This is a genomic window from Nitrosospira multiformis, assembly GCF_003050865.1.
GTDB classification, from domain to species: Bacteria; Pseudomonadota; Gammaproteobacteria; order Burkholderiales; family Nitrosomonadaceae; genus Nitrosospira; species Nitrosospira multiformis_E.
Genome location: NZ_QAOK01000003.1, coordinates 83,369 through 95,309, shown reverse-complemented (window position 1 = coordinate 95,309; position 11,941 = coordinate 83,369). Strand labels below are relative to the sequence as shown.

The following is an 11,941-nucleotide window of genomic DNA, read 5'->3' as shown; positions in this document are numbered from 1 at the left end:
GATGAAGGAGAGACTGGAATTCTTGAAAGGTCCTGGAGGACTGCGGGCCGCCGCTTATTTCGGGTTGAAATTACTTACCCGGATTGACGTGTTTCGTATTGTTTGGATATTTGCTCAGTCGAGCAAACCATTGATGCTGCCGTCCGGTTGGCGCTACTTGAGCTTGTATACTGGTGAGGCACTGTCCAATCTCTCCAGCGATATAATTGAACGCGCAGCCGACCAGTGCGGTTCAAATCCGAAACAACTTCTTGGGCGTGGAGGTAGTTTGCATCTATTGCTGGCTGGCGATTCGCTCGTAGCGCAGCTCAGTATTGAGCGCGGGCCCACCTGCCGGATTGATTCACCACCGCTATACTTAAGAATGGCCGAAACAGATGCCTTCCTGAGCTATCTATATACATGGCCAGAATACCGTCGACAAGGCGCCGCACAGCGATTGATCGCCGCAACCGTAAGCGATCTTTCAACTCGCAATGTTCATCGGATAATCGCGCATATCCGTGCAACTAATGTGCCCTCTCTGGCTGCCTTCGAGCACACAGACTGGAAAACCGGCGCAATGATGATATGCACGCTCCGTGGCCGTTTGTTAATGGCACCGGGTGCCACCAGCGCTGGACTAACGTTTCGCTCGGCGATTTAGATGTGGCCTCACGGTGTTATGATGTGAGTTAATAATAAACTTATCCGGGTCTTCAGCCCATATTTGTAGAGGTATTCATAGGTTTACACCCTTTAAGACCTTATAAGTTAGTCGCTTGGCGAAGTTGTAGGCATCAGGAAGATTTTCATATGCGCCTTAAGCTCTCATGAATAGGTCAATTTCGCTCGGGTCTAAAGGTTGCAGTATGAGGGCGGAAATGCCGTCCTCCTTTTATGGCTCCGACGACGCCAATCCAACCAGGCATCCACTCGCGTACGGTAGTAGTGAATCCAGTCATGCTGATGCTGTTCCACTTGGAATTTATTATCCCACTGAATCACCAGGATGCAGTCATCGTACCCGCTAAGGTCTAGTTGGTCGTAGTGCTCTTGCATAGGGCGTGTCATGGGGTAGTTGTTAGTAAACAGGGGAATCAGTATAACTCGAAGGGGTAGATGCCCGAGTTCGCTCGTCACCTGGGCTATTAGCTGACGCTTTCCACTAACAATCGGATCACTCGTATAAATTACCGAGATCCCATTTTTTGTCAATCTGTCCGGCAATTCGCGCAGGAGGCGAATGGTAAATTCAATGCCAATATCCCCGCCGCCTATGGGCAACTCCGCGCCGACAGGATGGGGAACATAAGGTGTGTTTGCGGTGATGCAATCGAAGCGTCCCTGAATGTTTAAAAAAAGATTGCTTTGCACCGCACGAACAGTCGTCAGTTTGTTGAGGCGGGAATTTGCTTGAACCATCGCCAGAGCTCGCGGGTTGATATCGGCGCAAAAGCTCTCCTCGGATTGCCGGGCAAGGGATATACCTTGAACACCGCTTCCCGTGCAAAGATCGAGAGATCGAGAAAAATGGCGTCCCTTGCAGTATTTCGCGGCAATATCGACCATCAAATGAGAATCCCATCCAATGTATACAAAATCAGATTGATTCCTGGATGGATCACAGAGGAAATAGTTGCCCCTTACAGGGTAGCAGCGAACCTTCGATTTGACCGTATTGTCTGAGAGAGACAGAATTCCTGCATTCTCAAGTGTTCTTAAGCTTCTTGCATCGATAACCTTACTGATTCGATCAAGCGCAACATTTCGGTAGAAGAAAAACAAGTCAAACAGCATTGTTGGCGCGGGGCCTTTCTCTCGCTCGAGCAGAGCTGTGTAGAGATTCTGGCAAGGGGACTCTTTCCAGCAGTTGACACCGCCAGTAATAAATTTTGCGAGTCTGATAGGCTCAGAATACCAGCGATTTCCGCCGGATAGGGGAAGTCTGGTTGCGGATTCGTACCGGGAGTTTTGCAGAATCGACGAAAGAACATCCGCAGCCTCTTCTGTCAATCCTGCTGGATCAAAACGAACTCCACTATGAGCTACTGGTTCCTGAGCAGACAATGTCTCAATTGGGTCCATTCGTGCGGGAGGTAGCCGAGCATGTTAAAAAGCGGGGGTTAGATTCTGGCAAGAATTCACCAGATCACATCGTGTTGCCCAACCTATCATACAACTAGAAAGCGCGCAATTTAGTGGTAGAGAGTCGTGGGAGCAAATAAACTGTTCGGTTTGTAGCAAATGATCTTTCAACTGTGCCTACCTTAATCTCTTCGGGTCCAATTCCCCGCCCCTTGCGGCGTAGAATTTGCTTTGCGAGTATGGTTGGCAAGCATGGAGGTGAGAAATGATTGGCAAGTATGTGCAAAATCAAGGTAGAACTTATCAGAAGCTGCACGCGGACTATCAGCTTGCGTTGTTCTGAGCAAAAACACTCGCTGCCTGCAGCGAGGTTCTTTATTATTATAGCTCCCAAGAGCGAAAACATCAGGACAATTGCGCAGCAACTCAATATAGGACTCGATACCTTTGCTTTCATCGATGACAATCCATTCGAACTGGAAGAAGTATCACGCGCGCTGAAGGGCGTCACCTGCGTGAACGCAGCCGATATCGATAACCTTTTTTCGAGCCCTCGCTATCAAGGTGCTACTAATGAAGACGCGAGAAAACGCAGCCAGTTTTATAGGGAAGAATTCGTGCGCAGGAAAAGTGCGACCCAGTTTGGTTCGGATTATCTTGGATTCCTGGCAGCATGCGAAATAAAGCTCTTTGTCGATCTTTATACGGATGAGGATCTGGAGCGTGTGTCTGAACTCGTGCAGCGCACGAATCAACTGAATTTCTCGGGGCGCAAGTATCAGAGGAGCGAAATTTTGCCTATCCTGGCGAACCAGGAAATAGAGAAGTACGTGTTGCGTTGCATGGATAACTACGGTTCTTATGGCGCTGTAGGATTTTGTATAGTGCGGACCGAAGAGAGCGAGATACGCGTCGAAGACTTCATGCTCTCCTGCCGAGTGCAGGGGAGTTCATCGAGCAGGCTTTCTTCAATTATCTGGTGAATATACCCCGCAGGCAAAAGCCACAGAGTTTGTGGGTTAATTTCAAACCCATGGGGCGCAATATTCCAGCCCAGCAGGTGCTTGAAAGTCTGAACTTTATTTCAGCCGGGGATGATACCGGCTTGAGAGCCGATCTTACGTTGAATGCCTTCGATTGCAACTTCATCACTGTGGAATCTTCGTGTTAGGGGGAAGTTAAACCTTCCCAACGCTGTTCTCGTTTGAGCGTGCCTAGGTTCCAGAGATGATATTTGTGTTCGTCACTCCCTTGAAGTTTTTGGCAGAAATCCTGTTGCTCAAGTGCAACTATTCATTACTACAGGCATCTCCAGCCCGTTGGCGTCGAGTGGAGAGAATTAACCAGGCACTACGAATTCCAACGGCGGTGACAAGAATGAAACCGACCTGAACCGCACACCAGCGTGCGAATAATTGCGTCTGGCTTAACAGGTTCTGGCGGTCTGGGCCGAGCAAGAACTGCACGCCAGAGAAAGTAAATCCGTACTTTTCAACATTAGGCTCCAAGCCAAGATTCAGCAGCCACCACGCTACCGGCAGAGCACTAATGGAAACGATAATTGTGAGCCCAATCCTACGGCCATCCCCATTGGTTTTGGCAAGCAGGACTGCATTAGCGCACAATAAGCCGAGCAGGATGTAGAGATAGCCTCCACCCCCCCATCCGAAGTCTCCATCGCGCGCAATGAGTTCATTCAGATTATCTGTCGAAGACCAATCAAAGGTAACGGCTTTTGCGAGCCACAGCCATGGCAAGACGCTTGCGATGAGGAAGGCAACACGAGATAAAGTCTGAGCATTTAGTTTGGGCAGATGAAAGAAATCAAGCGCTAACACAAGAAAAACCAATAACGGACAGTACAATCCAGCATATCGCATCCAACGCTCTATTGGTCCAACGACGTCCGGTCCGAGCAGCTGAAAAAAACTCCGCCAATGCGTACCCCAAGTATCCTTATTGACTACGAACCAATACAAATTATTGGCTCCCACAATGTCATCAAGGCTTTCCTGCGTGACACTCATGCTAAGGAATATCAGACTGACAAGGCTTAGCGTAAGAGTCCACACGGGAAACTGAAGAAATGGTAATTTGCTGGAGGCAATTTTTTCGCTCATCCATGTGGCAGTTGCGCCATACCATAGCAGTGCTCCGGCAAATACCAGAATGAAAAGAAAATGACCATCACCAAGGAACATTTCCCTTAAGTTGTATGGAATGCCAGGTAACCGCAGCAGTCCCCATATCGGTATCGCGAAACAAAACAAGACAACCACTATCATCAACCACTGCTGCCCGCCTAGATTTGCTAAAGCGCTGCCTCGTTTCGCCTCATGAATATAAACTTCGCTGCCTGTCATTTGGGGCTTTGAAGGTAACTGGGGTGAATATTCTAGTTTCATAGAAAAACCCCATCCGATCAATAGCAGTAGAATCGGCTCGGTGATGTCCGCAGTGCGCCCAAGGAGTCCCATTTGTATCAATTCCAATAAACTCGCCCATAGTGCGAAGCCAATCGCAGCTTTCATGACACTAACGCCTAGCCGTTGCATCAACCATAGCAGGGTAGTGTAGATAAATAGCGACCGCATTAGTCCACGAACGGCTGTTTCTATAGATCCTCCCAGCATGTTCGCAAAGGGGATGATGTTGAGAGTTCCACCTATGGCCGGCGAAAAAGGCGTGATTGCCATTATCGTCCATGCGACAAGTAGCAGCAGCAGCGTTGCTTCAAAAAATGCTTTTGTGCTTCGAAAGTGCAGTATCCATAGGCACGCTAAGTAGCCTATTAACATACCAATCAGAGTCGACCCCTCTAAGGTCAGGTTCACAATAACCAGTTTCCCTGCCAGGATGAATATGAGAATACCTCCTAGCCATAACGCCGGGCTCAGCCGCAAGGTTACAAATGCGCTGCCTGCGGCAAGAGTGCCAGCGGCAAGCATCATAGTTTGCGGGAGTGAGAAGCTGAACTCGGAAATAAGCGGCTTTAACGCATCTTTGACTTTTTGCAGGTCGAGAGAAGGTACCAGCGGTAGCAGTTCGGCCAGCAGCCACAGCCCCAGTACCAGTAGCGGTACTACTGTGTTGTGGTTAAAGAAATTATCGTCTGTTAGCGTTGGTTTCGGGAGCACGCTCACAGTGATTGATCCCGCTGCGATTCCCAGCATCATTCCAACCGTATTCCAGACGACATCGGCCAGAGCTGGAGAACGGGAGGGCAGCCATACCTGGGCGAGTTGAAGGCTGAAAGCAAACAACAGTGCCAGAAAGAGAATTCCAGCAATATGTGTGCGACTGCTCCCTCTAAGAGGCAAAAATATAACTCCCGCCATTCCCAACGGGAAAAACAGACCGATATTTCCCAGGACGTCCCCGAGGGAAGTGAACCAGTGGAAGTCAGTAAGAAATCTTTGAACACTGCCTGCGGGAGGAGCGGAAAAATTGCCGGGGTATAGTGACCCGTAAGCAATCAATAACAGGATTATCGCGAGGATTCGCATTCCGGAATGTTGTTCAGTCGAAGAAAAGGATTGATGGTTTTTCATGCGTTGCGGGTACAGGCTTGATTTTCAGTACAGGGAGCCACCAAGGCGCTTTTTTTTCAGGGCGTATGCTCCTGTTCTTTTCATGTCGTATGAACTGCCATCGATCCCGATCGGCGTCCGGATAGACGGTAAAACGAGGAATATCTTCCGCGTTCCTTGTTGCCTTGGGGAGGGCAGGCGGCAAGGGACTAAGGTTCATCTCTCCCAGAGGTGCAAACGGGCGAGCAAGATAGCTCGGGGCCTCGTCGAATTTGCCAACCAGATTGCTTCCCGTGAATGCGCTGTTTATGGGCGATTCTGCGAAAACGATATTTGAATCAACAAATTGGGGATACCCTGAGCCTAATCCGCGATGGATCAGCCTGATGCCCGCTCCTTTCGCTAAGACCGTGTTGTGGAAAACACTGACCGATCGAGGGGTGTCATTGTGAGGCTGGATGCGAACCGCATCACCCAAATGATTTACAAACACGTTATTGTACAGAGCAATGTTACCTTCACCCTGGAACAATGATTCGTGCGGATTCTGATAAAAGAAATTGCCCTCGATGTCCAGATCGCGAATGACAATATAACCGGAATTGAGGATGCTGATGGTGCTGTAGTCCGGTCGCGCCAGGAAGATCGGTCGGTTTTTTTCGTTGGACCCGCTAATCGTGACGCGCGCATCCGGCGTTCCATGAAGATGGTGGACTGGTAACCCCTCCTTATAATCCCCTGGCGCGAGTTGCAGGTGGTCGCCCGGCTTGAGTCCCTTCAGTAACACTCGATAATTGGAGGGCGTTCCCCTGTACGTCGTGTATGCAGAAGCAAATGCACATCCAGAAACGATGTGGGCAAGCATGCTCGCAAGCAGTAAAAAAAGGATGCGTCCTGGTCCATCGCTTTTGTTACAACTGTCCTGCCCCCAATGCATAAGGCAATGTGACGATATATGCCGGCCACGAGATTGCAAATGCTTGCCTTTTCAGCTATAGTAAATGCAACTCTGTTGCAAATCCACAAATCCATTGCCACAAATCCATTGGTTAATCTTCAGAAAAAAGCCGAAGAGATGATCCGTCACTGCGGGGAGCGTATCACCCCCGGACGGATTCATATCCTTGCCATGCTACTGTCGGAACGCCGGGCTGTCACGCATCACGAAATTGAAGAGCGATTGAAGGGAGAACACCGCTTTGATCGGGTCACGCTCTATCGTGTGCTGGAGTGGCTGAATGAGAAAGGTTTTGTGCATCGGCTGGTGAGTGCGGATAGAGTCTGGCGTTTTCGTGCCAACATTCATGAATATTCCCAGCCACATGCTCACTTTGAATGCTTGCGTTGTACAAAGGTAGTCTGTCTCGATGACTTCGAGACTGCGCATGAATTTGAGCTGCCGGCAGGTTACCGCTCGCGGGAAGTTGAGCTGACTGTTAAAGGCTTGTGTGCCGAATGTACCTGATCGATAAATCGTTTCTGGGTGCAGTAAAGGCGCCGGATGAATAGCGGTTGGTTGATAATGTTGCGTAAGCAGTTATTTTTGGTTCTGGTGCTCGCGCTCACGCTGGCATGGGTGCCCGTCCTTCAGGCGGTGCATGCGTTGACTCACGTCGGGGAAATCACCTCCAGCCCCATCGTTTCAGAGTTGGAAACGATGGAGAGTGCTGCAATCGAAAGTGTAATTCCTCCTGTGGCTGACGAGACGGATGGCGAGGCCGACAATGACCGGCTTTGTCTCGACTGCCTTGCGCTGACAGGTTTCAGCGTTATTTTCTCTATCCTTGCAATTGGATTTTCGAGTCAGACAAGACGTCAGGCGCGTCTTTATCGAAAATCACAGCCTCTTTTCTTCAATTCTTATACTCCCTACTCCACGCGCGGTCCCCCCGCGCAAGCTTGGCGCACATAGGCTAGCCAAGGCCACTGAGGGCCGCTGGGCGGTATTCCGCAAGGAGATTCTGATCGAGATCGTCAGGTGTTTACGGTCGATCGGGCAGATATCCAGTAATCCAGTAAATCGATATTTATCCAGGGTGATCAGCATCCGACCATATCTGCCGCCCCTTTGCGGCGGTAAAGTCGCGTCACTCTGATTATCCGTTTCCCTGCCAGATTTAAGCAATCAACATGAGTTGTACAAATTGTGATTTTGTGTGCGGACCTGTTCTCCGTGCACATGGAGGACCGAGGTCATACGCTGCATTGGCGATGGCAACGCTGCTCGCGCTCGATGCAGCCTCCGTCCAAGCTCAAAAAGCGGAAAAAATTGAGGTACTCAATCCCGTAGTTGTCACCGCAACCCCTTTTGAGGACCGCACTGAGCTGGATATAGCCCAGCCCGTTTCTATATTGAAGGGGGATGATTTGCGGAGGAAACGCGAAGCCAGCCTGGGGGATACCCTTTCCCATGAACTGGGTGTGACATCGAGTTTTTTCGGACCGGGCGCCGGGCGTCCCATTATTCGCGGCCTCGATGGGCCACGCGTCAGAGTGCTGGAGAACGGCATCGGTACGCTCGATATCTCTTCAATCAGTCCGGACCACGCTGTTACTGCCGAATCTCTCAATGCATCGCAGATAGAAATCCTGCGGGGCCCATCAACCCTGCTCTACGGCAGCGGTGCGTCGGGTGGCGTGGTCAACGTCGTGAACGGTCGTATTCCAAAACAACTGTTCAAGTCGATAAAAGGCAATATCGAAGCGCGTGGGAATACCGCTACCGAGGAGCGCGCCGGTGCCTTCAATGCAAGCGGAAGTATCGGGCAGGCGTCATGGAGCGTGGGAGGGTTCAAGCGCAAAACCGACGATTACCATATTCCGGGGCGCGCAAATGAGAGTGATCCGGGCGGCCGGAAAGGAGTTGTCGAGAACAGCGCCATCAATTCCGGCGGCTTGTCAGGGGGTGGCTCGTATGTCGGGGAAAGAGGCTTTGTAGGCGGCTCGATCTCCCGAATGGACAACGAATATGGTATCCCCGGACCGGAAGGCTCGAAGATCGATCTCAAACAGACGCGCTATGATCTGGCGGGTGAACTGGACAAACCCATGGTTGGTTTCGAGAAGCTCAAGGTGCGCATGGGTTACAACGACTATAAGCACAACGAAATCGAAAGCACTGGTGAGGTTGCGACCCGTTTCAAGAACCAGGGACTGGAGAGCCGCGCCGAACTCTCGCATTCTGCTGTGGCAAACTGGAAAGGTGTATTCGGCGTGCAGTTTCGTGATCGACATTTTTCTGCCTTGGGCGAGGAGACCGTGGTACCCGTTACCAATTCGCATTCGATAGGCGTGTTCCTGGTGGAAGAACGTAATTGGGATCGATGGCGCCTGGAACTTGGCGGTCGTGGCGAGTACGCAGCCCAGAATCCCAAAGATAGCCATCCGTCACGTTCCTTTGGTCTCTACAATGTCTCCGCCGGGGTTTTATGGAAATTCCTGGATGGCTACGGATTGTCATTGACCGGGGTTCGTGGTCAGCGGGCGCCCTCGACAGAGGAACTGTATATTCATGGCGCGCACCATGGAACCGCCACCTTTCAGAGCGGAAATAATGGATTGAGAAGCGAGACCACAAACAATGTCGATCTGGCATTGCGCAAGACCAGTGGTATGGTGACGTGGAAGATCAATATATTCCATAACTGGATCGGCAATTATATTTTCGTCCGAAGTGCAGACACGAATGGAGACGGTGTAGCTGATCGGGTGGATCAGGAAGGAACACTGGACCCCGCGGGCGAGTTTCTGGTACAGAACTTTGCACAAGGTGGGGCCCGATTTTACGGTGCCGAAGCAGAAACCGTTCTCACGTTGAAGCCGAACGAAATCGACCTGCGCCTGTTCGCAGATTACGTACGGGGAAAACTCAATAACGGAGGCAACGTGCCGCGCATCACGCCGTTACGCTTCGGCCTGGAATTCAATCACAGAACCGGCCCCTGGACATCGAATATAAGTGCAACCCGCGTGATGCGCCAGAATGATCTGGCGGAACTGGAGACAAGCACGCCCGGGTATACGATGGTGAACATGGAGGTAAGTTACCGCATCAAGAAGACGCGCTCCAACGGCATTCGAATCTTCCTCCAGGGCAGAAACCTGCTCGATGAAGAAATGCGCGTGCACACCTCTTTCCTGAAGAACTTCGCGCCATTGCCGGGCAGGGCGCTCGTCGCTGGCCTGAGAGGGGAATTTTAGCAGGCAGAGCAGTTTCGACGGCGGCCAGCCCTGGCTCAGGGCACTAGTGCTGTGGCATGTAGGGGACGTTCGCACGCGGTCTCTGACCCCTACACTCAAGCTCTCCTGTTAACCCTGAGCAGAATGTGGCAAACTTCGAGGTTACGTCCTATTCGGTATACTAATCCGTGTCCTCGTACGAACTCTTCATCGGTTTGCGTTACACCCGCGCCAAGCGCCGCAATCACTTCATCTCATTCATTTCCCTCATTTCCTTGCTCGGCATTACGCTCGGGATGACAGCGCTCATTACCGTTATGTCGGTTATGAACGGATTTCAGAAAGAAGTCCGCTCCCGCATCCTCGGTGTCGCGGCGCATGTCCAGGTGAGCGGGGTGGACGGCAGGCTGACGGACTGGCGGAAAGTCGCGGAAGAAGCGCTGAAGCATCCCGAGGTGGAGGCTGCTGCACCCTACATAGGCGCACAGGGAATGATTTCGTTCGATCAGTCCGTGAGCGGTGTTGCCGTGCGAGGCATCCTGCCTGGCATGGAAGATAATGTGGCGGATCTCGGACGGATGATGATAGACGGCAGACTGGAAAACCTCGCGCCGGGAGAGTTCGGCATGGTCATCGGCCGCGAGCTGGCCCGCGCGCTGGGAGTTTTTACGGGTGACAAGGTCGTATTGATTTCGCCACAGGGACAGGTGACGCCTGCGGGAATCATTCCGCGCCTCAAACAGTTCACCATTACCGGTGTATTCGAGGCGGGACATTTCGAATACGACTCCGGGCTGGTGCTCATCCATCTGGCAGATGCACAAAAGCTGTATCGCATGGAAAATCAGGTGTCAGGCGTTCGCCTCAAGTTGCATGATCTTTTCAAGGCGCCACAAGTCGCGCAAGAGCTTGTGCCGCTAATTTCCAGCGACGTCTATATCACCGACTGGACGCGCCAGCACGCCAATTATTTTCGTGCCATACAAATCGAGAAACGCATGCTGGCACTTATTCTCGCGCTGATCATTGCAGTGGCTGCGTTTAATATCGTCTCCACGCTGGTGATGGCCGTGACGGACAAGCAATCGGATATTGCGATATTGCGCACGCTGGGTGCAAGTCCACGCAGTATCATGAAAATCTTTATCGTGCAGGGAACCTGGATCGGAGTGGTTGGTACCACATTGGGCGTGATCGGCGGCGTGTTGCTTGCCTACAACGTAGAGGCAGTCATTGCAATGATAGAACGCCTGTTCAGCGTGCAGTTCCTGTCCAGGGAAGTCTACTATATCAGCGAAATCCCCTCCGACCTGCAACTCGATGACGTGATCGCCGTCGCTGTCGTTTCCTTCGTGCTGACGCTGCTGGCAACGCTCTATCCGAGCTATCGCGCATCGAAGATCAATCCCGCCGAGGCGCTGCGGTATGAGTGACAATATCATTTCCTGCCGCAGTCTGCGAAAGAGCTATTATCAAGGCCAGATTGAAGTGCCGGTCCTGATGGGAATAGATCTGCAGGTGGGGAAGGGAGATACCGTCGCTATCGTCGGCGCATCAGGCTCGGGAAAGAGCACGTTACTGCACCTGCTTGGGGGCCTCGATGTTCCTACCGGGGGCGAAATTCGCATCATGGGACAGGAAATTGCTGACATCGGTGAAGCAGAGAGATGCGAGTTGCGTAACCGGTCACTCGGTTTCGTTTATCAGTTTCATCATCTGTTGCCTGAGTTTACCGCGTTGGAAAACGTGGCCATGCCGCTTTTGATCCGTCGAACGGCCAAGGCCAAAGCCTACGACAGCGCCCGCGGAGTTCTGAAGCAGGTCGGCCTGGGGCATCGGCTGACACACACTCCTGGAGAGCTTTCGGGAGGCGAGCGCCAGCGGGCCGCCGTGGCGCGTGCACTGGTGACCCGGCCAGCGTGCGTGCTTGCGGATGAGCCTACGGGCAATCTCGACCGGCGAACTGCGGGAGAAGTGTTCGATCTGATGCTCGAACTCAATCATGATGCCGGCGCGAGCCTTGTCATTGTCACACATGATCCCGATCTCGCCAAAAAAGCCGGCCGAACCCTGCACCTGGAGGATGGTATCCTGACTGGCTGAGGCACAGGGAGTGGCGCGCCTGCGCAGGTTGTCCCTCTCCAGCTTCCATGAGCCCTATCAGC

General features: G+C 51.9%; 10 protein-coding genes. 7 read left to right on the top strand and 3 right to left on the bottom strand.

What is annotated here, in order from left to right; genetic code table 11:
* Position 1 precedes the first annotated feature (1 nt).
* Positions 2–646 carry a GNAT family N-acetyltransferase gene (locus C8R21_RS02695; protein ID WP_107761324.1) on the top strand — a complete coding sequence of 215 codons (645 nt, stop codon included), beginning with the start codon at positions 2–4 and terminating at the stop codon, positions 644–646.
* A 191-nt stretch (positions 647–837) separates the two neighbouring features.
* On the opposite strand, the gene C8R21_RS15795 is transcribed toward C8R21_RS02695, so the two are convergent.
* Positions 838–1,551, bottom strand: coding sequence for a class I SAM-dependent methyltransferase (locus C8R21_RS15795; protein WP_258192230.1), 714 nt, complete (start codon positions 1,549–1,551; stop codon positions 838–840).
* Positions 1,552–2,396: 845 nt separating this feature from the next.
* Here C8R21_RS15795 and C8R21_RS02680 point away from each other — a divergent pair.
* Positions 2,397–3,050, top strand: a complete 654-nt coding sequence (locus tag C8R21_RS02680; protein ID WP_258192211.1) for a hypothetical protein — start codon at positions 2,397–2,399, stop codon at positions 3,048–3,050.
* 306 nt (positions 3,051–3,356) lie between these two features.
* Here the strand turns inward: C8R21_RS02680 and C8R21_RS02675 are convergent, their stop codons facing one another.
* Complete coding sequence (locus tag C8R21_RS02675; RefSeq protein ID WP_107761322.1) at positions 3,357–5,618, bottom strand: VanZ family protein; 2,262 nt, start codon at positions 5,616–5,618, stop codon at positions 3,357–3,359.
* The gene (locus C8R21_RS02670; RefSeq protein WP_258192210.1) at positions 5,587–6,384 is read right to left on the bottom strand and encodes a hypothetical protein; all 798 of its coding nucleotides are present in this window, start codon (positions 6,382–6,384) and stop codon (positions 5,587–5,589) included. The genes C8R21_RS02675 and C8R21_RS02670 overlap by 32 nt, the downstream gene beginning before the upstream one ends.
* Before the next feature lie 189 nt (positions 6,385–6,573).
* Here C8R21_RS02670 and C8R21_RS02665 point away from each other — a divergent pair, with 189 nt between their 5' ends.
* From C8R21_RS02665 to lolD, 5 genes are all read left to right on the top strand, one after another.
* Positions 6,574–7,062, top strand: coding sequence for a Fur family transcriptional regulator (locus C8R21_RS02665; protein ID WP_107761397.1), 489 nt, complete (start codon positions 6,574–6,576; stop codon positions 7,060–7,062).
* A 57-nt stretch (positions 7,063–7,119) separates the two neighbouring features.
* Complete coding sequence (locus tag C8R21_RS02660; protein WP_107761321.1) at positions 7,120–7,509, top strand: hypothetical protein; 390 nt, start codon at positions 7,120–7,122, stop codon at positions 7,507–7,509.
* 218 nt (positions 7,510–7,727) lie between these two features.
* Positions 7,728–9,797: a TonB-dependent receptor gene (locus tag C8R21_RS02655; RefSeq protein ID WP_107761320.1), complete on the top strand. Its 2,070-nt coding sequence runs from the start codon at positions 7,728–7,730 to the stop codon at positions 9,795–9,797.
* Between the two features lie 167 nt (positions 9,798–9,964).
* Positions 9,965–11,209, top strand: a complete 1,245-nt coding sequence (locus tag C8R21_RS02650) for a lipoprotein-releasing ABC transporter permease subunit (protein WP_107761319.1) — start codon at positions 9,965–9,967, stop codon at positions 11,207–11,209.
* Positions 11,202–11,879 carry a lipoprotein-releasing ABC transporter ATP-binding protein LolD gene (lolD, locus tag C8R21_RS02645; protein WP_107761318.1) on the top strand — a complete coding sequence of 226 codons (678 nt, stop codon included), beginning with the start codon at positions 11,202–11,204 and terminating at the stop codon, positions 11,877–11,879. The genes C8R21_RS02650 and lolD overlap by 8 nt, the downstream gene beginning before the upstream one ends.
* Positions 11,880–11,941: the final 62 nt, after the last annotated feature.